Here is a 24,790-nt window from a genome sequence, read left to right on the forward strand (position 1 = left end):
TATAAACGATGGGGGACTTTACATATGAAGACACAGAGAAATATGATTGATTTCTTGAATTATTATCTATCCGGTGGATCGCTTGCCCGTATTATGGGTGTAGCAGGAGAAGAGGTGGAGCGTAAGCTTGAGGGGATAGACCTAGAGGCTGCCAGAGCCTATCGTCAGACGCTTGGCGGAGTCATTACGACAAGTCAGCAGCTATTCCAGCTTCCTGGATTTAGCCCAAGCTTCCTGGAACAACTTACTGAAGTATTGGGCAGACTAGACTCAGGCAAGCTAAAGGTTCTGGCTCCGCAGACTACGTGGAATAATCAAGTAACACCTTACGTGAATGGTCCGGAGTGTCTAGGAATGATATTAGAGGAGATCAGAAAAGCGCAGCATTATATCCACCTGTCTGTCATGCTTTTTTTTAATGATCGCTCGGGCAATCTGGTTGCAGATGAACTGTTTTATGCTCTTAAGCGTGGCGTTAAGGTAAGGGTTATGGTCAATTACACATTGACGGCTTTGGGGTACGGAAATAATCTGGAGTACGGCCAGTTCTCCAAGATTGCTGATCAGCTTGAGAATGCAGGCGCCAAGCTGCTGAATACCTTCAATTCGTATTATACAGCCATTGAATGGCGGGTGAAACGAAAGGCGCTGGAGCAAGCGGGAGTGCCGGAAAGTATCCTGTTTCTGCAGGATAAAGTGCAAGAGGATGTTGAGGTCACAGGACTGAATGTCATCGATCATCGGAAGTTTATGGTCATAGATGGGGTAACCTCGATTATAGGCAGTGTAAATATTGGTGACCAATATACGTATGAGACCCCAGTGCAGGCATCCTCTGCAATGAGTATAGATGGACATCCACAGGGGATTCCTAGTAAAGAGGCTGAGTGGCATGATGGCTGCTTCCGGATTCGCGGCGCTGCAGCGCAGCCTTTGAATGCGATGTTCTATTCTCGCTGGCTGCTTCTAGGCGGAGATCATTTTGATGTGAATGATGTCTTTTATTATCCGGATGTGGATTATCATTTTGGTGAGGAAGAATGTACGCTGTTAGCAAGCTTTCCAGGTAACCCGGTTAACCTGATTCAACAATATTATCTGGATTTAATTACTTACGCGGCAGAAGAGACTATCATCGTGAATCCTTATTTGATTGATCAGGATTTTTGGGATCGGCTTGGGCTGCTTGGTCCGGAATGCTCGTGTAATTTGAACATTTGTAACCCGCTGGAGGTTAATGATCATCCTACAAATCGCGCGGCGGTAAGAGGCAATATGTATATGCCGTTTATTAACGGTGTTTCCTTCTATGACTACAGTGCCACCGGTCGATTTTCCCATTGGAAAATTACCTATGATCATAGATCACAAGCCGTTTTTCATGGTTCATATAATATCAACGAAAGAAGTGCCTGCCACGATTTTGAGCTGGGAATGCTGGTAAAAGGGGAGGCCTTTGCAGAGCAGATAAAGTCTATGATCGATTATGACCTGAGTGTCTCGCGGAAGATTACCAGTAAAAGTGAGTTCTTTAAGCATCCTTGGTTACACCCTAGTACTTATCTGAATAAGGCAACCCAGAATTATACTTGATAAATTGGGCTGATTCTCATGATATAATGATCGTTATAAATCATTAGGGTGGAGTATGGGCTATGCAAATCAAAATTACAAAAAGTGGTTTGAAAAAGGACGAGGTATTTTTTCTCACAGAATTTGGGGAGGGCCGGGGAATCTGGTGTGGTGCTCCTGTGAATCCAGGGGTAGAAATGGATGTGGAATTCGAGCTTTCGGAGCTGCTTATGAGGTGGGTGGATATCCATCCTGTGCCTGCAGGTGAGTTCAACATCAGGCTCGAACAGGATAGGGTTATTTTTACGGGCGTGTTGGAGAATATTGAAGAAGATGGCACAGGATTTTTACGAATAGGTGAAGGGTTAGTGATGTTCGAGTGTCTCGGTGAACCTATGGCACTGGGTGTGTTCGTAGAATTGCAGGTCCGTGATGTGCGAATCTATCCCTTCAGTATTTGACGCTTCTTAGGGACTAAGATAACATACAAAGATAACATTAGATTCAGAAAGTTAAGCATGAGGAGTAGAAAGCTATGAACACCGAAATTCAGCAATTTAAGACCGAATTCTTCAAGGCGCTGGCTCATCCGATGCGTATTCGTATTCTGGAGCTGCTTAGCGAAGGTGAGAAGAATGTGAATGAACTGCAGGCTATTCTCGGCTCGGAAGGTTCTGCTGTATCCCAGCAGCTAGCTGTTTTACGCGCCAAAAATGTAGTAACCAGTGTGAAAGAAGGCACCACAGTCATTTATGCCTTACGTGATCCTCTGATCAAGGACCTTCTGGTTGTGGCCAAACAAATATTTGATAACCATCTCGTGAATACCATTTCATTGCTGGAAGGCATGCGCGGCGAGTGAAAATGGAATAGATTAACGTTATTTTGGCGTTGACAACAGTCGCGTCCTAGAGTAATGTTCTTCTTATATTCAAATAATCAGATATTTAAAGAAAAGAAGGTTTGAACATGACAGGGCGGGGTCGTTATAAAGGCTACAACATGAACGCTTTTCGCAAGGATTTGATATCAGGGACAATCGTCGGGGTTATTGCCATTCCTTTAGGGATGGCATTTGCTATTGCTTCTGGTGTAAAGCCGGAATATGGCATTTATACGACAATCGTTGCCGGCATATGTATTTCATTGTTCGGGGGATCGAAATTTCAGATTGGTGGACCGACAGGTGCATTTATTCCTATCTTGTTTGCCATTGGGATGCAGTATGGTTATGAGAACCTGCTGTTAGCGGGGATGATGGCGGGGGTTATTTTAGTCCTCATGGGATTGTTAAGGCTGGGTGTACTGATTAAATTTATTCCGAAGCCGGTCACGATTGGTTTCACAGCCGGAATAGCGGTTATTATCTTCACCGGACAGATTGCTAACTTCCTTGGGTTAAGGGATATTGAACGACACGAGAGCTTTGTAGATAACATGAAAGAAATTGGACTTCATCTATCGACGATCAATGGATATAGTATCCTGACCGCCGCGATTTGTCTGGCCGTTGTTATCCTAGCGATTCGCTTCGCTCCGAAGGTGCCGGGTTCATTGGTCGGTCTTCTTTGTGCAACTGTCATAGCAGCGTTATTTTTTAGCGGTAAGGTGACTACGATTGGTTTGGCCTATGGGAATATCCCTAATACATTGCCAAGCTTCCGTTTTCCGACCATTACCTGGGAGCGGATTACACTGCTGATTCGTCCGGCCTTTATCATCGCGATGTTGGGTGCTATTGAATCCTTATTGTCAGCTGTCGTAGCTGATGGGATGACGAGCAGCCGCCATAACAGCAACCGTGAACTGATTGGTCAGGGAATCGCCAATATTGCAGCTCCATTGTTTGGAGGAATTCCAGCCACAGGTGCCATTGCCAGAACCGCCACAAATATCAAAAGCGGCGCAGTTTCTCCGATCTCAGGGATCGTTCATGGGGTAGTGGTATTCCTAATTCTTCTGTTGTTTGCACCCTATGCTTCTAGTATTCCGTTGGCAGCGATGGCTCCTATCTTGATGGTAGTAGCTTGGAATATGAGTGAGCGTAAACAATTTCTTCATTTGCTTAAAATCAAAACAGGTGATTCTTTGGTATTATTCATCACCTTCTTGTTGACGATATTTGCAGATTTAACGCTGGCCGTAGAGGTGGGATTGATTCTTGCGGTGATTTTGTTTGTGAAACGGATGGGAGAGGTTCATCTGGTATCCAAAGTATTGCCTGATCCTAATTCCGTCAAGGTAGGAGCACATATGGTAACGGAGAGTCATGATTGTCCGCAGATTGGGATTTATACCGTGGAAGGGCCGCTGTTTTTTGGCGCTGCGTATAGATTTGATGACACCATGCCGGGTTATGGCTCCGATCAGCCGAAAATTATATTAATGCGGATGGGAAAAGTGCCATTCATGGATACTACGGGTGAATCCAATCTGGCGGAGCTGGTGCGGCATCTCCATGCTGTTGGAGGGAAACTGATGATCTCCGGTGTTCAGCCGCAGCCGCTTGAGCTACTTAAGAGAACCGGGCTATATGACAAAATAGGAGAGGCACAGTTCTATCATCATACCGGTGAAGCGATCAATGAAGCTCTTAGCAGTATTAATCACAATAAATGTATCGGATGCAGTCATGCGGCGTTTAGGGAGTGTACGGCATTATCCTGTCAGGAGGATGCAGGTGGACTACGAGGTCTGACAGGACGCAAGAAGCCAGCATTGCCTCTGAACTAATCAGCGGTACTTGAGCTTAATAAATAAAGTCGGCCTGGGCGCTATTCTTGCGTCTGGGCTTTTGTATTAAAATTGGACTTCGGAATTCTGAATTTGTACAATTAGGTATAAGTTTAATGTAATCAATATCGATAAGGAGAATATAAGCTCATGAAGGAATTGAATTATCCGAAGGTGTTTATGCTCTTGGCGGGATTGTCTGTCGCTACATTGGCGGTATATCGTGTAGTGTCACTTCAGACGGATTCGTTTTACGGTTTTTTAATTTGGAATTTGTTCTTAGCTTGGATTCCATTTTTATTCTCCATGGCTGCTTATGAGCTAGACAAAAGGAAGATAGGCGGTTTATTACTTCTTCCTTTGGGTGTCGCGTGGCTGCTGTTCTTTCCCAACGCGCCTTATCTCATGACTGACCTGGTGCATTTAACGGTAAGAAAAAGTAGATATATCGTGGAGGGAGCCATTCAGAATCGCTACTGGTATGACTTGGTCACTCTTTTATTGTTCACCTGGAGTGGATGGTTGACCGGGTTCTTCTCATTGTATCAGTTCCAGACGGTCATTTATCGTAAAAGCAACCTGCTGTGGTCATGGGTATTCGTGCTTGCGGCATGTATGCTCGGGGGATATGGTGTACTGCTTGGCCGAGTCTACAGACTCAATAGCTGGGACGTCCTGACGGACAGGCATCAGTTGTATCAACTTGTTCTGGATAGCCTGAATCTCCAGTCCGTATTTTTCAGCTTGTTCATTGCCTTTGTCCTGCTGGTCATTTACGCGACGATGTATTGTCTACTCAATGCTCTTGGCACCGGAGAAAGACGAAGAGTTACCAGAGGGTACTAATCGGTACACTCCGGCTCAAACTGGAATTGCTTCAGATCTACCACACCTTTTTCATTAAAACTAACTCCCTCTCCCTGTAGATAGAGCCTCTGGAGGGAGTTAGACTCATCCTCAGTTAGTGCGATCATTCCTTTAGCATTAATGACCCGATGCCAGGGCAGCTTATATTTTTTGCTCATGGAATGAAGGATGCGAACGACCTGCCTCGCTCCTCTTGGGCTGCCTGCCGCGCGGGCAACTCCTCCGTAAGTCATCACTTTACCTTCTGGTATAGACTGTATGATATGAATAACTCTCTCAGTAAATGGTGTCATAGCAAGCTCAAGCTCCTATATCTTATTTTTATCCAATGAACAACAGATAAATCAATTCTAAACGAAACGGGGGACGAACAGGAGGATTTTTTGAGAATAGCAAAAAAGGGGTTGCAAAGCAATAAATACGCGTGGTATATTTTAACTGTAAAAATAATCTAAACGTTTAACAACGTGATTAAAAGAGTTCCCATAATAAGATAGGAGAAGGTGTAATGAGGAAAACCAGCATTAAAGACATAGCCGCAAAGGCTAATGTTTCGATTGCTACAGTCTCCTATGTGCTTAATGGTACCCGCAATGTACGTTCCGATACAAGGGAACGAGTTGTTGCAGCCATTGAGGAGTTGAATTATAAGCCGAATGCTATTGCGAAGAGTCTCAAACTCAACCGTACGAATACAATAGGTGTTATTGCAGAAGATGTGACGGTATTTAACACCCCCGATATTATCGATGGAATTAATGATTTTGGAGATCGTAATGATTTGCATATTTTACTGGTGAATCTTCGTTTGGACAAGCGTATCGGCCGTAACTTCTCGAATACGGAGGACTATCGAAAGTATGCCGCTAATGCGGTTGCCGAACTGCTCAGTAATCAAGTGGATGGGATTATTTATATCGGTGTTCATCCCCGTGATTTAACGGGTTTAATCGATACGGAAGGTAAGCCTATTGTGTATACCTACTCTTACACACAGGACGATATCTCTATCCAGTATAATGATGAGCAAGCTGCTTACCAAGCCATGTCCTACTTGGTTAACCAAGGACATAGCAGAATTGCTGTAATCAGTGGTTTGATGGATTCAATCCCTTCCAGATTAAGACTGAACGGTTATTACAAGGCCGTTACTGAATATCAATTACCGTTCGATCCACTGTTAATTAAGATGGGAGACTGGGAGAGGGAATCAGGGTATCGTCTTACCTCCGAGTTGCTCGCTTTGCCGGAGCCTCCAACCGCGATTCTTTCCATGAATGATGTAATGGTTGTAGGTATTTTGCAGGCGGCAGAGGAAAAAGGGTTTAAAATACCGGATGATCTGTCGGTTGTCGGTTTTGATAATCGTGAATTCAGTGATTACTTACGCCCGCGTATAACAACAATGGGACTTCCGCTACATGAGATGGGCTATCAAGCTATTGAGGTTTTGTTCAATTTAATCAAGGGGACGAAGATGGATTCACTGACCATGCCGGAGTGCCGGTTGATCGAACGTGATTCTGTGGCTACGTTAAAAAATGCTGTGAGACAAAAATAAGTTTCACAGCTCCTTTTTCCTCATAAATCTAAACGTTTAACTTAAAATATTGAAGAGGTGCTAGGCAATGACGATTCTAGGCAACGAAAATTTCAGGATGGAGTTAAGCGACCGCGGAGCACTTCAGTCTCTGATATTACAAGGCGACCCTAGTGAAATGAATTGGGTAGTTGATCCGTCTTATTTGAAAGAGGCAGGTTATGCGGATACAGATAAGCTATTCGGAGAATGGACAATAGAGCTAGACGGGAATATCATAAAAAGCACTGATCTGTTGCCCAAAATCACACCAGAAGGAAAAAACCGTGTATTTGTGGATTTTGAAGGTGCGCCGATTGCAATCAGACTTACATATTCTTTGGAAGATGAGCGACTAAGATGGACTATTGAAGCTATGAACCGATCAACACAGTCTGTAAGAATTAATGGACTTCATGTGTGGTTTTCGCTCGCTTATGTCATGTACCGAGATGAAAATGTGCAGCGCAATATGAGTCAGTCCTGTGCAGTATTCCCCCATCTTGGTGGAGATTTCGCTAAAATTGCTGCCATTCGACGGAGCAACGAAGCACCACATCTGGGTGTTTATGGTGTTCAGGGCAGAACAGTAACCGTAGGTACTTATTGTAGTTATAAGAATCGTTTTCTTGAGCAGGTTTCCCCTTCTTTGGATGGTCTGCTGTATCATCGGCTATCGTTGGTGGAGGACGGATCATCTATGACCGAATCTGCAGCTGCCGACTGGATATATGGTGGCGCTTACAGTCCGCTGGATCTTGACGCTGGAGAAACCTCCAGCTGGGAATACATATTCCATCCCTGTCAGAATCGAGATGATTTCTATAGGCAGGGTATGGCCTATGGACATCCGCGCTGGAGCTATACGCCTGTATTAACCCGGGGAGGAAGGTTCGAAGCTGTTGTTGATCTGCCGCAGGGCCAGGCTCTACGTGAGCTGCGTTTGTATAGCACTTCAACGGCAACGGAGCTGATCCGCCAGGAGAATATTACGAACGAAGCTGTACGGTTGGAGTCAGGCAGCAGCTACACTATATCTTTACAGCGTTTGGAGCCGGGAGAACATAAGCTGGAGCTGGGGCTAGAAGATGGACGGACCGATATCCTGGTCTGGAATGTACTGGAGTCGATTGACCTGATTCTGGAAAAGAGAGCCGAGTGGTTGGTAAATAACAACTTTGGAGGGACAGGTGAGGCTGAGAGGCCATATGCCTTCCGTCCGCTATCGAATCAGGGAGAATCGCTGGGTAAGGTTGCTTTTCTTCTGATGAAGAATAGCATGGCCAAGGCTGTCCCCGAACAAGTAGCTAAGGCCGAGATTGCCGCAGTATTGGATGTGAAGGAGCATTGGTTTGAAGGCGGAGATTTCAATCATCCGCGTCCCTTGTATGGAGAATTCTACCGCATTTATGATCTGGATTATATTGGGCATGTCTTTTATCTATTGTCACGAATGGATGGTTCATTACTTAAAATTCATTCTCCTAGAGAATATCTACAATGGGCTGCCGAAATCATGTGCCTTCGCCTAGACCCTGATCGGCATAGTGGGCAGCGTGAGCAGGATGAGAGCCGTCTAAATGGTATATTTGTGCTCTATATTCTTGATTTATTAGAGGCACTGAAGCAGAGCGGTCTTTCAGAAGAGTATAAAAGTCTACTTACCTTATGGGAGCAATTTGGCAGAAATCTGGAGACAGGGATACAGCAGTATGAGGGAGCTATAACGGAGCATTTTTACGATAATGCAGGATTTGGTCCTACCTGTGAAACATTGTGTCACCTTGGAAATAAAGAGGAGGCTCAGCGTTATGGGCAACTAATTCTGGCAAATATCGGATTCAGCAATGATTACAGAGTGCAGAATCCGGATCGCTGGTGGGAAGCTTTGTCGTATATGATTCATTCCCTTTGGGGTGGATTGGTAGCAGGAGCATCCCGGGTTGCCTATGAATTCCTTGGAGACCCTGAATATTTGGAAGCCGCTTACCGTTCTTCGATGGCAGTATTCAATTGTTACGATTGGAATGTACGCTCTACTCCACGCCGTTTGTTGCCTGGAGAGGCAGCCTCTACATATAGTGTGGCAGCTCCTAACCTGAACATGCCAGAATTGTCGCGAAACCGTTTTGGGCAATCCGTATTTGTGGGGGCAAGTGATTCCTTGTTTGCTTCGCTGTTCTCGGGTGTGACAGGAGATGATTGGGATATGGGGGAGGAGCTAGTGGCCTATCTAATGGGCTTCGGGACAACCACATATTTGTACAGGGATCCACGCGGAAAGATGCGCTGTATTAACGGTTATATTGAAGAAGACTCGGAGGGCTGGATCGTAACAAGTTACGCTGCATATCCGTCAAGATATGTGCTGCTTGAGGATAAGCTCGAATATCGCACAACTGAGGGGATACTAGAGTCTCGCGTAAGACTGGCAGGCGGAGGAATATTCAGCCCTTGTCTGTAATCGCTAAGAATGACAAACCATGATGATTTTAGGCTAAAGCTTTAAATGCTTGGCTTGAAATAAATAGATATGAAAAAAAGGGAGGCAACAAACATGAAGTTTGGAAAACGTACTCTAGTTCTATCTTTAGCATCAATGATGGTTTTTTCCGCACTGGCTGGCTGTTCGGGCAATTCCAACAACGCGGCTCCAAAGGCATCTGAAGGGTCTGGAGCAGCCAACAAAGAAACTACGCCTGATAAAGATGTAACCTTGGAATTATTGTATTGGGGTGATGATGTACAGAAAAAGCTGGTAGAAGCGGCAGCAGAAAAATATACAGCCGACACCGGAGTGAAAATCAATGCACAAGTACTTCCAGCAGATGGCTCCTTTGATACATTTATTCAGACCCGGCTCGAATCCGGTGAACTTCCAGATATCAGTTATATGGGTGAAGGCGATATCCAAAAGTACAATGAAATGGGAATTATCGAAGATATCAGCGATTTATTAGCGGACGGAAGCATTCCTGAAAAACTATCAGCGATTACAATCCATTCACCTGAGCAAAAAGTGATCGGAGTCGGCCTATCCAACCAGTTGGAGCTGCTTTACTATAGCAAGTCCAAATTTGATGCAGCAGGCCTTGAATATCCACCCTCCAAAGTTGAAAATGCGTGGGATTGGGATACATTCGTAACAAACGCGAAAAAGCTAACGACAGATACTAAAGGAAAAACAGCGGCAGATGAAGGCTTTGATGCTGCTCTGACCGAGAACTACGGGCTTGGTATGACAGCGGGACGGGAGTTCCACCACTTCTGGGCAGCTTATGCCAACGGTGGCGGGATTGTTTCCCCGGATGGAAAGGAGTTTCAATGGGATTCTCCCAAAACGGTTGATGCGATCCAGAAGCTAGCTGATCTCGTTAACAAAGACAAGGTTGCATCCGCTTTCAATTACACTTGGAATTCCGGAATTGGTTCTGCGGTAGACGCTTTGAGTGGTGGTTATGCCATGGCAATCAGCGGCTCTTGGGATCTAGCTAATATCAAAGGTAATGAAGATATCGGCGTTGGCGTTCTGCCTAAGATGGAAAAGGCAGTAACGATGAACTGTGGTGCTCCGCTTGTTGTGTACAATACATCGAAGCACATTGAGGAAGCCAAGAAATTCTATGCTTACATGGTCAACCCTGAGAACAGTCTGGAGCTGCTGAAGAGTGGTGCGTGGTTGCCGAACCAGGCAGATTGGTATACCGATCCTACCTTGGTTGAAAAGTGGACCTCCGATCTTCCTGAAAGCGCAAAAGAAACTATCCTTAGTTATTCCACAACGAAAGACTCTATCGTACAATGGCCTGCATATTACGTTCCTGCCTACCTCAAGATGAATACTGAATATGAGAAATCTATTGATCAGGCGTTGGCAGGTAAGAAAAGTGTTAAAGAAGTCTATGACGCGATCATGCCAGCGATCAAGCAGTTGTTCGAAAGCGGCAAGGTTTCCTAATTAGAGCTTATATTTGAAAAGAGGGCTATTGCTTATGAACCCAGAGAGCAAAACCGAAACGGCTGCGGTCTATGTTAAAAAGCATGCCAGAGGTGTCACCAAAGAGGCGGTGGCTGGATATTTGTTTGCAGCACCGGCCATTATTGGATTTTTGGTATTGACGCTTTATCCGATGTTGGCCAGTTTGTTTTACAGCTTTCATAAAATAACGATTATGAGCGGAAGCCAAGTTATGGAGTGGATTGGACTGGATAATTTCCGGTACATATTCACCAATACCAGCTCCGAATTCAAGAAATCCATAACGGTAACCTTGATTTATGCCTTCATTAACGTGGCGCTTGTAATCACCTTTTGTCTGATTGTTGCACTCTTATTGAACCGTAAATTTATCGGCAGAAACTTGATGCGGGCTATATTCTTTCTGCCGTCTGTAGTTCCGATGCTGGCGACAACAATTGTGTGGCAGATGCTTCTACAGAACCAAGCCAAGGGTGGATTGCTTAACTGGATTTTATTGCAGATAGGAATTGCCCCTGTTGATTTCCTGACAGATCCCATCCGTATTTTTGAGACATTGTTTATCATGAGCTTGTGGACCTGTGGTGGGACGATTGTTGTGTTCATCGCTACGCTGCAGGATGTTCCGGGAGAATTGCTGGAAGCTATCGAGATGGACGGGGGAAATGCTTGGCACAAGTTCCTCAAAGTAACCTATCCGACGATCAAGCCTGTCCTCTTTTTCCAATTGATTATGTGCATGATGACCTCTATCCAGATTTATACGCAAAGTGTGGTGTTGTCCAGAAATGGTGCACCCGATCGGATGACTTATTTTATCAACGTTATGATCTATGACCATTCATTTGTTCAGGTAGGGATGCGCGGTTTGGCGTCTGCTGAGGCATGGGTCGTCTTCCTAATCACTATGGCCATTACTGGTGTGCTGTTCTACTTCCAGGGCGCATTTAAAAGGGACGATTCGATGGGCAAAAGAAAGAAGGCGAGATAATGGCGGCTACCGCAATTATGAATTATACAAGTATCCAGAAAAAAAAGAAAAGAGCTAAAGCCATTAATACCGGGCTGATTCTGCTCTCCTGTCTGCTAGCAGTGGTGTTTGCTTTTCCGCTTTATTGGCTGCTGCGAGGTGCCTTCGTGAGCCATACAGAAATACTGGCGCGGCCGCCTGTGTTTTTCCCTGAGTCACTAAATGTCGATAATTTTCGGCTTGGGTTGGAACGTATTCAGTTCCTGCGGCAGCTCTGGAATTCAGTTTCGATTGTAGTTCCTTATGTGATCGGGACGGTGCTGACGACAAGCTTTGCGGGGTATGCCTTTGCTAAGCTGAACTTTCCGCTGCGCGGGATGTGGTTCGTGCTGGTCATCAGTACGATGATGCTGCCTAGTGCCGTAACCCTGCTGCCACAATATTCTCTGTACACTTCTTTGGGACTAGCTGGCAAACCTGCTCTTATTATTCCGGCCTTTTTCTGTGCAGGCGGCAACGCGTATTTTGTCTTTTTGCTCCGGCAATTTTTCATGACGATTCCACTAGAACTCAGTGAAGCTGCCAAGATTGACGGTGCGGGTTATTTCCGTATCTACTCCCGCATCATGCTGCCGCTTATACGTCCCGCAATGATTGTTGTGGCGTTGTTCAGCTTTATCAACTGTTGGAATGAATTTTTCTACACTATGATTTATTTGAAGACTGAAGCAGATTATACGCTGCCTATGGGCTTGTATATTGTGAACGGGATGCGCATTCCGAACTATGAACAGGTCATGGCACTGGCGCTCGTCGTTACAGCTCCTTGTCTAGTATTTTTCTTGATCGGCAACAAATATTTTGTTGAGGGCATTACATTAACAGGAATCAAGGGATAAAAAGGAGGAATTCATCCAAATGACAAGTCATAAATGGCCCAGAAGAGCTTCTGTAGCGGCATTATGCGCGGCTGTGGTATTAAATGCAGGGATTGTTCCCGTATCGGCTAACTACACGACTGATTTCTATCATGAAGGTGTAGGCACCGATTACGGGCAGGCGAAGTGGAAGGATAATTCTATTGTTAAGGAAGGCGTTAATTTCAGCGATGTCACCGTCGGAGAAATGATGCAGGCAATTGAAGCTTTTGATTTTGAGGCTTTTGCAAAAGATAATTCCGATTTGCCTTGGCTTGACGCCTTGCTAGTTAACGAAGGTGTCATTCCGGATGATGTCAACGACGAAGTTAGCGCCAATACTCTGTTCAGCCGGGGAAGCGCTTTGTACATGAAGACTCAGGATAATACCAAGCTGGGTTTTGTGGGAACAGTGCATTACGCGGATACTTTGAACAAGGACACGATGTATAACATCACCCTTTCTACAGGAGACTTGGCGGAACAGAAAAATGTGCGGAAGAACTACCCGAGTCATGAGAATCAGACCTACACAAGCGGAGGCCTGGAGATTAACCAGCGGAAATTTATTTCCAGCTATAACAGTGCTGTAACGCTGCTTCAATTGAAGAATCCTACAGCCAGCGATATAACGTTGACGATGAAGGTTAAATCACCTTTCGTCTCAGCGGCTGAGGGTGATGAGCTGGTGGGTTACAGAGTGGCTGCTCCGCTAATGATAGGCAAAGCCGGGCAAAAGGTAGTTGAAGCAATGTCCTACGTGGATGTTCACCTGAGCGGAAACGGCATGATTCCTTCCGGAAATGAACTGGTTAGAGAGATTACAGTGCCCGCCGGTGGCTCCGTTGACCAAAAGGTAGTCATGGGCTGGCTCGCGGATGAAATACCGGGCTCAAAGCTGCATTATGAGAGCTTTAAGGCTGCTGACAGCAATGACACAGCCTTCTCTGCACAGGTGCGGGAGTACAACGAGTGGTGGGCAGAGAACATTCCATATATCGATGTTCCCGATGAGAATGTGAAGAAGGTACTTTATTATCGTTGGTGGTGTAACCGCTTTAATTTGCTGGATGCCAACATTCCGGGCAATGACTGGCAGTTCCCAATGAACATGGAGGGCGTTCTCGGCTACAACAACGGGATTACGGTCAGTGTACCTTGGGCGATGCAGGATCTGAAATGGCTGCGTGATCCTTCCTACTTGTATGGAACCTGGCTGGCTCAAGGGGAATATTCCGAGAATAAGAATTATAAAAATAATCCCGGACGTCCTAACATCTGGACCTGGGATATGATGCAGAACACGTCGCAAGTAGGCTGGGACGCTTACAAGATTTACGGTGGTGGTCAGGAAATATTGAAGAAGTTTGCTGATTTTTCTGCGACTGATGTTACCGGCACACTTGAACATTTTAAAGGCACTAATCCAAATCTTGTTTATTATAACCATGGTCCGATTACAGGTAATGACGGAGATACCGTATCCATGCACTGGAATGGCAGTGGTAACTATGCCCGCCTGGATGGTTCTTCTACTACCTACGCCAATGCAGTGGCAACAGCGAAGATGTACGAGCAGCTTGGAGATACTGCGGGTGCAGCTAAAATGAACACTGTGGCGCAGAATATTAAGAATTCAATTCTGAATGAGATGTGGTACGACAAGGCTGACTTTGATGGTGACGGTGTGGCAGATACGAATGGTACAGGCAGCTTTTTGCATAAAAAAGTTGTGGGCGGTACCGATGTATTCAACCCTTGGCGGGATAATAACATGTTTGTCTTTAACTTTGGTGTAGTACCAACTGAAGGTGAAGAAGGATATGAGGCGAAATATTTATCTCAGTTGTCTGATTACGCTGATCCGAATTATTATCCGATCTTTCCTTTCTTTACAGCGGATCAGAACAGCATTATGAAGCGGGTAGAAGATTTCAAGAATGGCAAGACGGATGCCTTCGGTACAGACCAGTTCGCATGGTGTAACTTCGGCAACTATATTAATACCGTTCGTGCCTCTCTGCGCTATTATCCTATAGATAATATCAACAGTGACGTTTACAAAACACTGTTTGATTGGGGCGCTTGGTTGCATACAGTGGAACCGGGCAATACGGACCACCTGGACTCTAATGAATTTTTCTGGCTGGAGGATTACTTCTTCGGCACACCATGGACAAAAGACAATCCTCCTAACCCTAGTGGAGATATGGTACGGGCATGGATTCACCACGATACGCTTGGCATGATGAATTACACTGTGGTTGAAGATATGGCGGGTATTCAGCCACGGACAGATGACAAAATCGAGCTATGGCCGATTAATGTCGATTATGACTATTTTGCTGTAGATAACGTGCGTTATCATGATGCTAACTTATCTATCGTATGGCAGGATCCTGCTAAGTATAGTGACAATCCTCATTATCAAGGTATTCCAGCAGGTTATTCGCTCTTCATTAATGACGAACTCGTAATGACAACTAACGAAATGTCCCATCTGATTTATGATACAGCTACTGGCAAGGTGGAAAAACCTTCAGGGGATGTAACTGGGGCCGTTGGCGACAACTCGAAGACACAGGTGTTATATGAAAAAGGCAGTGCTACGACGCTTGCTGCAGCAGATCAAACATCCTTAGCCAGCAATGAGAAGACTGTCGACATGTTTAATAAAGCAGGCGTTGATATTGTTAATAACGGTACGAATCTGGCTGTTGCTTCAGGCACTACTGTTGAATCGACTTATATCAAGAGCGGTTCGAATATCCGCAACCTGGCGGACAATTCGACAATCGCATCAATTAATCATACGTCAAACACAGCTTTATTCGGCGGTTCGCCGAATTCTGTCGATACGGTTACGTTCAAATTTGATGGAGTCCAGGCTGTGGACAATGTAAAAGTCTATTTCTATAATGACCGGCTTCTGAACGGTTATGGTACACCACAGACATTTGGTGTCGAATATCAGGATGCTGATGGAAGCTGGAAACCAGTGGAGGGACAATTCCGCTATCCGGAATATATTGCTTCCAACTATAACAATGTGGAGTTCCAAAAGGTTAACACTGCAGCGATTCGCATTCATGTGACGCATCCGCTGGAACTTGCGACCGCCATCAAGGAGATTCAGATCTACAATAATAATCTGGAGGTTAAGGCGGCTGCCAATCAGGCACCAAAGGTTTATCTAGAAACACCATTGAAGGTTGAGCAAAATGTTCCTCTGACGATTATGCCGCAGATCGTTGATGATGGGTTGCCAAGTGGCAAGCTGACTTATACCTGGGAGAAGAATTCAGGTGAAGGAGAAGTAGAGGAGACAGGGCTTGATAAAGCCATGCTGCAAGCTACCTTTAAGACGACTGGTGAATACGAATACCGCCTGACTGTCAGCGATGGAGAACTGGAAACTGTCGTGAAGGTTCCAGTCACCGTATTTGTAGCTACTGCGGAACTGACAGAGATGATCGCGAAGTTTGCGGATCGGGATTCCGGCAGACTTGTCCGGAACAAGGATGATTTTACTGCGGCAACATGGCAAGAGCTGCAAGCTGCGCTGACTGCTGCCAAGGCGTTGCTGGCTCAGGGAGAATATACGCTGGAAGAGATCAAGGTGGCAACGGATCAAATGCGGATGGCGGTGGATAACCTTAGATACAGAAATGCTGCCCTTTTGGCTGCCCCTAGTGCCTCATACACTTCGGCATGGGAGTCTGTGTATGGCATTAATGATGGTTATATCCCTTATACTTCAGCAAGTATTTACAATAGCGAAGCAGAAACTCAGTATGGGAACTGGGGCGGTCCCGGTGAAAGCCACTGGCTGCAACTGACCTGGAAAGAGCCCGTGACTTTGTCAGGCAGCTCCGTGTACTTCTATGATGATGAAGGCGGTGTGCAGGTACCGGGAGATTACAACTTCGAATATTGGGATAAGGATGCTGGAAAATATGTACCGGTATCGGGCTTGAGCGAGAAAGGCAAAGCAAGAAATGCATTTAACGAGGTAACCTTTGACGAGGTGAAGACGGATAAACTCCGTTTGATTCTTAATAAGCAGTCCACCAGTATTTGGACAGGCGTTAAGGAATGGCGGGCTATTTCGTCTATGCCAGAAGGAGAAGTTCCTGCTCCCGGCGACCACGGCGCGATTGCGGGCATTGAACAGATTGCGGTGAGTACGACAGTTAACGTCGTGCCTACGCTTCCAGCTAAGGTTACGGTAACTTACGCCGATAAAACGACAGGCTTGGCAAGTGTGGTATGGGAGGAAATTCCCCTTAACAAACTCACCATTGCTACAGACTTCACTATATTTGGTAAAGTGGCGGGCACTGATATTGCTGCCAGCTGCCGCATCAGTGTGAGGTACGATAAATCTAAACTTAAAGCAGCCATTGATACAGCGGAAGATCCTTCGGTAAATGAAGAGAATTATACCGGAACGCCTGAGCAATGGGAGGCATTACGCATTGCACTAGAGGCTGCTAAAGCCACTTATGCAAATGACGGTGCTACCGATGGTGATATTAATGTGGCATATTCCAATTTGAAAAATGCCTTTGAAGCCTTACAGCCTGTCGAAGCTCATGATGCAACGATCAGCGGAATCACAATTCCGGGCGGATCTATTGATCAGGTAGCCAAAGAAATTATTTTACCGGATACGACTACGCTTGATGAGCTGAAGGAAGGACTTACTGTTCCGGTAGGGGTTACCTTCGCTGTGTACGAACCTGATAGCATTACTCTTGCGGGAGAAATCCAAACGGGTTACAAGGTCATTGTGACGGCACTGGATAAAACAACGACCAGAACGTATACCCTAACATTGGTTTCTGTAAATCCGCCTCTCATAACGGCACCTTTGGAAGAGAAGCTTAGAGCAATAGAAGCTTTGGATAAGAGCCTTTATGTAGAGGAGAGCTGGAATACTCTTGAGAAAGAAGTAGCACGAGCAGTGATATTGCTGGAGAGTGGGACTGCCACTCAGGCAGACATTGATGAGGCATTAAGTCAGCTTAATGCGGCGGTTGCGGGCCTGAAGTTGCTTTCAGAAGCTACGCCAACACCAACGCCAACATCAACACCTGTACCGACAGCGACACCAACGCCAACGTCAACACCAAAACCAACAGAGGCACCGGGTACTTATGTGCCGGTAGCCACGGCCAAACCGTCGCCTAGCGCGTCTGCGACAGCCCCTGCTGTAAGCAGTGGTAAAATCGTGGTCCAGACGGTCATCGGAGCAGATGGAAAAGCATTGGCTGAACTCACTGCCGCAGATGTTGAAAAGGCAGCTAAAGATGCAAAGGATGGTATTCTGTCCATTGTCGTGAATCCTGCCGGAAACGCGAAACAAATTGTAATTGAGCTGCCACTGCAGTCACTGGCAGCAGCGGGAAATGTTAAATCCCTCAAGATTGATACAGGAACAGCAAGCATAATGCTGCCGGAAAGTTTCTTGAAGACTTACACAGATGCTAAGAACGGCAAACTTAAGCTTATTGTGGGCACTGGAGATGTATCCGGATTGCCACTGTCGGTAAGCAGTCAGTTGAATGCTGGTACAATTAAAGACATCAGTCTTAGCGTAGACGGTGTGGTTATTCCGAGTGATGTTCTGAAGACATCGGGGGTCAAGCTGGCACTTCCTTATACGCTGAAGTCTGGTGAGAAAGCTCATAAAGTAGTGGTTTATTACTTGAACAGTAATCAGCAACTAGAGATCGTTAAGAACGGAAGATTTAATACAGGAACACAGATGCTTGAGTTAACTTTGCCGCAGCTTGGCAGTTATGTAGTGGTTCACTCGAATGTTTCATTCAAAGATATCGCTACAGCTAATTGGGCGGTAAACAGCATTGAAGCACTCGCAGCACGAGGTGCAATCGAAGGGATGGATGCTGAACACTTTAATCCAAGTGGAAATGTGACCCGTGCAGAATTCATCAAAATATTGATGAACGCTTTTGATTTACTAGATGAGACGGCTGTAAGCACATTTACAGACGTTAAGGATGGGGCATTGTATGCCAGTCCGATTGCGAGCGCTCAAAAGCTCGGCATTGTTAAAGGCAAAGCGGATGGCAACTTTGGTGCAAGCGAGGAGATTACTCGTCAGGAAATGGCAGTCATGATTTATCGTTTGGCTCAGATGATTAATATCCCATTGACTAACGGAACAAAGGCTTCTGGTGAAGCATTCTCTGATGTGAACCAGTTGTCTGCGGATGCAGCCAAAGCTGTAGAAGCGATGCGTATTAGTGGAATTATTAACGGTATGACATCCAACCAATTTGGGCCAAACGGCAAGGCTACAAGAGCGCAAGCAGCGACAGTGATCTTCCGCCTGTTTGAGCAGCTTCAATAATCGTGCAGCAATACAAGATATAAAAAACACAGGTGTCCTAGTCATGCCAATGACTGGTGGGGTACCTGTGTTTTTTTGCTGCTGACCGTATGTCCCGAACGCCAGCTTTATTAGTTCAAAGCTGCTAGCTCAAAGGTGCCAGCCCCAAACGCCTAACTCAAAGTTGCTGGCTCAGAGATGCCAGTGCCAAACGCATAGAACAAGCTGGCAACCCCTAAGGCCTAACTCAAAGTTGCTAGCATAGAGATACCAGCCTCAAACGTCTAGATCGAAGTTGCTATCTCAGAGCTGACAACTCAAAAACACCTAATCACATGCTCGTATCCCCCATGCTCTTAAAACAAACTTTGCTTCATGGTATGTCATTTGCACGCAAGAGATCGCTAACGGACCCAGTAGCCGCTAAACACAGCATTTATCGACTTTTGGCTTGCTATCGGACTCCATAGTAGCTATTGGCATGAAAAACGCCCAATATGAGCCTCTTTTGATAAAATAGCTGCACTGGAGTCCGAAAATGTGCCAAAAAGGAGATAAATGAGCAAATAACGCCTCCTGAGTCCGTAAGTGCCTGAGGATGCAAGTGGTGTTATCGCGGCTAAGTCCGTAAGTGTCTGAGGATGTGTTCGGTGTTATTGTGCTAGGTCCGTAAGCTCCCCGGGGAGAGGGTGTTTTGGCGCTAACGGACCCAGTAGCCCCTAAACGTAGCATTTATCGACTTTTGGCGTACTATCGGACCCCATAGTCACTATTGGCATGAAAAACGCCCGGTTTGAGCCACTTTTGATGAGATAGCTGCACTGGAGTCCGAAACTGTTCGCAAAAGGCAATAAATGAGCAAATAACGCCTCCTGAGTCCTTAAGTGCCTGTGGATGTATTCGGTGTTATCGTCCTAGATCCGTAAGCGCCTGAGGATGTATTTGGTGTTATTGTGCGAGGTCCGTAAACCCCAAGGGATGAGTGTGATTCGGCGGTAACGGACCCAGTAGCCCCTAAACGTTGCATTTATGGACTTTTGGCGTGCTATCGGTCCTCAGAGTCGCTATTGGCATGAAAAACGCCCGGTTTGAGCCACTTTTGATGAGATAGCTGCACTGGAGTCCGAAACTATGCCAAAAAGGCGATAAATGAGCAAATAACGCCTCCTGAGTCCGTAAGCGCCTTAGGATGTATTTGGTGTTATCGTGCCTGAGTCCATAAGCGTCTGAGGATGTATGCGGTGTTACGTGCCTGAGCCGAAAGCGTCTGAGGATATATGCGGTGTTATCGTGCCTGAGTCCATAAGCGTCTGAGGATGTACTCGGTGTTACGTGCCTGAGCCGAAGCGTCTGAGGATGTTATGCGGTGAGTCACTATTGGCATGACCCCAAGGGCTGATTGGGTTACTTACCTGCCGAACCCGGCGTATGGAGTAGTCTCGTTTCTTTCTTGTTGATCCCTTTTCAGTATAATTTTGGCGGATAGGATTTGGAGAGACGGGGGATAATTTCTAGGAAACCTAATTCTGACAGGAGTGACTACTGTGGAGGAACGGCCAGCAGGTGGAAACAGAAATACGTCTCAAAAAAACACAAAATCTGAGCAGACTCTGAGTACGTCACTGGATGAAATGATGACTTTGTTTCGAAACATATTCAAGGACGATGAAACGCTTAGAATCAGAGTGTTTAGCAACATGTTTACTGATAGTCTTCGCTTTGGGTTAGTCTATGTTGACGGAATGGTTGACAAGCATTTGATCCAGGTAGGGATTATTAAGCCTGTTATGGCTTTTGATTTTACCAAAAAGAATTGTGACAATAAAGCCGAGCTGATGGAGAACATCCGGACGCAGGTCATTAGCATTAGTGATGTGGTCGCCTCTGAAGATTTTGATGAAATGATTTATTCGATTATAGCTGGCAAGACCTTACTGCTGATGGACGGCTTTGCGGGTGTTCTGAACATTGGGGCACAGGGTTGGGAGACGAAGGCTCTTGCGGAACCGGTGACCGAAAAAAGTGTCAAAGGTCCAAGGGAAGGATTTACGGAATCACTGTTAGTGAATCTCACCCTTATTCGTCGCAGGGTGCAAGACTCCGAGTTAAAGTTTGTTTTTAGTTCACTGGGAACACGTTCCAAAACACCGATATGTATCTGTTATATGGAGAGCTTGGCATCACCGGCTATTCTCAAAGAATTACAGAATCGAATTGAACAGATTGACATAGATCTTATTCTGGACACGGCATCTCTGGCGGAATTAATTAGAGACGAACCCTATTCGCCCTTTGAGATGACAGGAAGTACAGAGCGCCCGGATGCCGTAGTCAGTAACATGATGGAGGGCAGAGTTGCCGTGCTTATAGAAGGCAGCCCGTTTGCAATGACCGTTCCCTATCTATTTGTAGAGAATTTTCAAGCCAGCTCGGATTATTACATTAACTTTTATTTTGGTTCGTTCAATCGCATGTTAAGAGTTTTTGGAGCTTTTTTGTCGATCAGTATTCCTGCTCTTTATGTAGCTTTAGTTACCTATAGCCAGGAAATGATCCCCACCATGTTGTTGCTCAGTATTTCTACAGCAAGAGTAGCAGTCCCTTTTCCTACAATAGTAGAGGCGCTATTCATGTTAACTATTTTTGAAATATTAAGAGAGGCGGGCGAGCGGATACCTACCTATATAGGGCAGGCTATCAGTATCGTAGGCGCTCTCGTGTTAGGACAAGCGGCAGTGGAGGCCAGAATAGTGAGTGCTCCAATGATTATTGTAGTCGGTTTAACAGGGATCATGACGCTACTTAATCCTAGGTTGACCGGTCCTTTAATTATCGTAAGAACATTGCTGCTGGGTGCGAGTTTTTTCCTGGGGATATACGGATATTTTCTTGGAATGCTTGGTTTAGTAGTACATTTGATGAGTTTGCGCAGCTTTGGGGTTCCATACATGCTTGAAGTAGGCTCTATCCGTCCTCAGGACATTAAAGATACAGCGATCAGGGCGCCGTGGTGGCATATGTATCTGCGTCCGGCGTTGATTGGGGCACGAAATATGAGGAGAAAAGGTTCCAATAAAGTAAGGAGAAGACCATGAGCAAGCTGAAAAGGATACTTCTGATTGTTATATCCATGATGCTTCTGATCTGCAATACAGGCTGCTGGAACTACTTTGAAATTGACGATATGTCGATTGTTGCTGGGGTCGCAATTGATAAGGGGAAAAAAGACGGTCAGTTATTGGTAACGACAGAAATTGTAGATACGAAGGAAGGGTTGAAATCAAGTCAGGCTGGTTTCAAAATGATTACGCTCGCGGGCGAGACCATGTTTGATATTGTGCGGGGGATGATCTCGATTACTGGAAAAAAGTTATTTTGGAGCCATTCTAAGGCGATTATCCTCAGTGAGGAGATTGCAAGGGAGGGAGTCACCAAAGTAATTGATTGGTACAACAGGGATACGGAAACCCGATCAGATGTGTATATCTTTGTCGCTAAAGACAAACCGGCTCAAGAAATCATAAGCCTAAGTAGTTCAACTGAGAGTATTATGTCTTACGCACTTGCACAGCAGATGAGAACTGAGAAGAATGTCAGCACAGCGCCTGTTGTGGAAATCTGGGACTTCATTGACAAGCTTGAGGCTTCTGGAGAATATGCTATCGCTCCGTTAATTTATGTCCATGAACAAAATAAGATGAAGAATGCACGAGTTAGCGGAACAGCTATATTCAAAATGGATAAAATGATCGGTATGATCAGTGGCGAAGAAACGAAATACATGCTGTTTGCCAACAATCAAATCCAGGGAGGTGTGTTAATCGTAAAGGATGAAAGTGGAGAGCCTAACTTTTCGCTCGAAATTTTATCTAATCGCACAAAAATAAAACCTGTATGGGTAAATGGTAAGCTCCAAATAAAACTTAATACACTGACACATGCCGGATTGGACGAGGTCAAATCTTCGGGCGAATTCAATAGTCTGGACAGCAAGAAAACGATAGAAAGGTGGGCTGAAAAAGAACTAGAAGAGCAGATTTTCTCCGTTATTCATAAGGTTCAGAAGGATTACCATGCAGATATTTTTGGGTTTGGAGAGCTCCTTCATGAGAAAATGCCGCGGACCTGGGAGAAAATCGAGAAAAACTGGGTGAGAGAATTTTCCAACGTAGAAGTAGTAGTGAATTCCAAGGTGATTATTGAGAACAGTGCACAAACGACAAGGTCTATCAAGATTCATCAAAAATAGGTGATAATATTGGTTGTGGTGGTCATGTTTATCTATGTAGTAATTGTTTTAATCGATCCTTATGGTCTGTGGAAGCAGGGGATGAAGCGGGATTTTTATGTTTCTTCTGCATTATGTCTAATTTCATTCTGTATTGCCTTTGCATTGGCAATGAGATGGTCGATTCCTAGTCCGTCACCATTCCTTGTGTATTGGATCAAGAAGCTATTCTAGGTATTAGCCTAAAGGGAGAATAGAGTATGAATAAAGAGATCATATCAACAGGGCATGCTATTAGTATTGCTGTCTTATTTATTATGGGGACTTCAATATTTATGGGCGTACCGGGACAATCCGGTAACAGTAACTGGATCGCCGTATTGTTAGCTATGGTGCTGGTTGCCCCACTTTTGCTGATATATGCCAGACTCCACGTCCTATTACCGGGTAAGGATCTATTTGATATGTTGATTACCGTGTTTGGCGGAATCCTGGGTCGAATCATCTCCACTCTCTATATATGGTATTCCTTTCATTTGGGGGCACTAATTATTAGAAACTTTGGAGAATTCAGTCGCACAATTACCTTAACGGATACCCCTATGTTAGCACCTATGATATGTCTGGGACTATTGTGTGTTTGGGTGGTTAAGGCGGGGATTGAAGTGATGGGGAGAAGCGCTAAGCTCCTGTTGCTGTTTGCTGTATTTGTTAATTTAGTACTGATAACACTCGCCTTTTCCAGACTGGAATATCATCATTTACTTCCTCTGTTGGACAAAGGCTGGCAGCCTTTATTAAGCGACACTCTGGGTACTTTTTCTTTTCCATTTGCGGAGATTGTAATATTTCTGGGAGCATTCAGTAATTTATCGGACAAGAGCTCAATACGGAAGATATTATTTGGTAGTCTAGTAATTTCAGGGGTGATTATCATTATGGCTACTTTGCGTAACCTGTTGATGCTGGGTCCTGAAGTTCTATCCAGTTTATATTTTCCCGCTTATGTGTCTGCTGGCCGTATTAATGTAGGTGATTTTCTGACCCGAATTGAAGGTTCATCGGCAGTTGCTTTTGTAATCACTACTTTTATCAAGACAAGTTTATGTCTGTATGTAGCGAGTAGTGGGATAGCAAAAGTACTCAAGCTCAAGAGTTACCGCTCTGTTGTGCTTCAGATGGGACTACTCATGATCTATTTTGCGGATTTTGTGTACAAGGATATTATGGAAATGTACTATTTTTCTTACCATATTTATAAAATATACGCCTTTCCTTTTCAGGTGATTATTCCACTGATGTTATGGATTTGCGCTGAAATTGTTGTGAGCCGGCGTAAAAATAAACAGCTAGCGCCGCAGTCGCAGCAATAGCTCTAATAGGAGGATACAGGTGTCTCGTAAGCCTTAAAGTGGCTGGTTGCCCGTGTCTTTTTTTATTTCGTTTTATTTGATCACATTTACGCTTTTAAAGCCGCGGGAAATGTGCAAATAGCGTCCTCTGAGTCCGTAAGTTTCAGGAGAAGGCGATGATGCTATAATGATAGATACATAGATAGAGTTTACTTTTTTATTGAGAACAGGGGAG

Annotated in this window: 16 protein-coding genes; 15 read left to right on the forward strand and 1 reads right to left on the reverse strand. The window is 45.1% G+C overall.

Translation table 11 applies throughout. The features are described from left to right. Nucleotides 1-24 precede the first annotated feature (24 nt). From NSQ50_RS02760 to NSQ50_RS02780, 5 genes are all read left to right on the forward strand, one after another. Complete coding sequence (locus tag NSQ50_RS02760) at nt 25-1,593, forward strand: phospholipase D-like domain-containing protein (RefSeq protein ID WP_076223386.1); 1,569 nt, start codon at nt 25-27, stop codon at nt 1,591-1,593. A 62-nt stretch (nt 1,594-1,655) separates the two neighbouring features. Continuing rightward, the gene (locus tag NSQ50_RS02765; protein ID WP_038568565.1) at nt 1,656-2,033 is read left to right on the forward strand and encodes a hypothetical protein; all 378 of its coding nucleotides are present in this window, start codon (nt 1,656-1,658) and stop codon (nt 2,031-2,033) included. Between the two features lie 74 nt (nt 2,034-2,107). Next, nucleotides 2,108-2,434: an ArsR/SmtB family transcription factor gene (locus NSQ50_RS02770; RefSeq protein ID WP_036676741.1), complete on the forward strand. Its 327-nt coding sequence runs from the start codon at nt 2,108-2,110 to the stop codon at nt 2,432-2,434. 107 nt (nt 2,435-2,541) lie between these two features. Continuing rightward, nucleotides 2,542-4,305 carry a SulP family inorganic anion transporter gene (locus NSQ50_RS02775; RefSeq protein ID WP_076223383.1) on the forward strand — a complete coding sequence of 588 codons (1,764 nt, stop codon included), beginning with the start codon at nt 2,542-2,544 and terminating at the stop codon, nt 4,303-4,305. A 150-nt stretch (nt 4,306-4,455) separates the two neighbouring features. After that, nucleotides 4,456-5,151 carry a DUF1361 domain-containing protein gene (locus tag NSQ50_RS02780; RefSeq protein ID WP_038568569.1) on the forward strand — a complete coding sequence of 232 codons (696 nt, stop codon included), beginning with the start codon at nt 4,456-4,458 and terminating at the stop codon, nt 5,149-5,151. On the opposite strand, the gene NSQ50_RS02785 is transcribed toward NSQ50_RS02780, so the two are convergent. Then, a complete protein-coding gene (locus NSQ50_RS02785; RefSeq protein WP_036676747.1) occupies nt 5,148-5,465 on the reverse strand; it encodes an MGMT family protein in 318 nt (105 codons plus the stop codon). The two genes, NSQ50_RS02780 and NSQ50_RS02785, sit on opposite strands and share 4 nt — an antisense overlap. Nucleotides 5,466-5,680: 215 nt before the next feature. On the opposite strand from NSQ50_RS02785, the gene NSQ50_RS02790 reads away from it, so the two are divergent. The 10 genes from NSQ50_RS02790 to NSQ50_RS02835 all read left to right on the forward strand — a co-directional run bounded on the left by NSQ50_RS02790 (nt 5,681) and on the right by NSQ50_RS02835 (nt 24,576). Beyond that, nucleotides 5,681-6,733: a LacI family DNA-binding transcriptional regulator gene (locus NSQ50_RS02790; RefSeq protein WP_076193723.1), complete on the forward strand. Its 1,053-nt coding sequence runs from the start codon at nt 5,681-5,683 to the stop codon at nt 6,731-6,733. Between the two features lie 67 nt (nt 6,734-6,800). Beyond that, the gene (locus tag NSQ50_RS02795) at nt 6,801-9,215 is read left to right on the forward strand and encodes a hypothetical protein (protein WP_076223381.1); all 2,415 of its coding nucleotides are present in this window, start codon (nt 6,801-6,803) and stop codon (nt 9,213-9,215) included. 93 nt (nt 9,216-9,308) lie between these two features. After that, nucleotides 9,309-10,709, forward strand: a complete 1,401-nt coding sequence (locus NSQ50_RS02800) for an extracellular solute-binding protein (RefSeq protein ID WP_076223379.1) — start codon at nt 9,309-9,311, stop codon at nt 10,707-10,709. A gap of 34 nt (nt 10,710-10,743) precedes the next feature. Further along, entirely contained in the window at nt 10,744-11,721 is a 978-nt protein-coding gene (locus tag NSQ50_RS02805; RefSeq protein WP_081383334.1) for a carbohydrate ABC transporter permease, read from the forward strand. Then, nucleotides 11,721-12,599, forward strand: a complete 879-nt coding sequence (locus NSQ50_RS02810) for a carbohydrate ABC transporter permease (RefSeq protein ID WP_081383335.1) — start codon at nt 11,721-11,723, stop codon at nt 12,597-12,599. Before NSQ50_RS02805 ends, NSQ50_RS02810 begins: the two co-directional genes overlap by 1 nt. A 19-nt stretch (nt 12,600-12,618) precedes the next feature. Continuing rightward, nucleotides 12,619-18,996, forward strand: coding sequence for an S-layer homology domain-containing protein (locus NSQ50_RS02815; protein WP_340949265.1), 6,378 nt, complete (start codon nt 12,619-12,621; stop codon nt 18,994-18,996). Nucleotides 18,997-20,519: 1,523 nt separating this feature from the next. Beyond that, a complete protein-coding gene (locus NSQ50_RS02820) occupies nt 20,520-22,070 on the forward strand; it encodes a spore germination protein (protein ID WP_218641096.1) in 1,551 nt (516 codons plus the stop codon). Next, nucleotides 22,067-23,224: a Ger(x)C family spore germination protein gene (locus NSQ50_RS02825; RefSeq protein ID WP_076223371.1), complete on the forward strand. Its 1,158-nt coding sequence runs from the start codon at nt 22,067-22,069 to the stop codon at nt 23,222-23,224. The genes NSQ50_RS02820 and NSQ50_RS02825 overlap by 4 nt, the downstream gene beginning before the upstream one ends. A gap of 24 nt (nt 23,225-23,248) precedes the next feature. After that, nucleotides 23,249-23,437: a hypothetical protein gene (locus NSQ50_RS02830; protein WP_143760483.1), complete on the forward strand. Its 189-nt coding sequence runs from the start codon at nt 23,249-23,251 to the stop codon at nt 23,435-23,437. A gap of 26 nt (nt 23,438-23,463) precedes the next feature. After that, nucleotides 23,464-24,576, forward strand: coding sequence for a GerAB/ArcD/ProY family transporter (locus tag NSQ50_RS02835; protein WP_036676761.1), 1,113 nt, complete (start codon nt 23,464-23,466; stop codon nt 24,574-24,576). Nucleotides 24,577-24,790 lie beyond the last annotated feature (214 nt).

This window comes from Paenibacillus sp. FSL R10-2788 (assembly GCF_038003885.1).
In the GTDB taxonomy this organism is placed as follows: Bacteria; Bacillota; Bacilli; order Paenibacillales; family Paenibacillaceae; genus Paenibacillus_AQ; species Paenibacillus_AQ odorifer.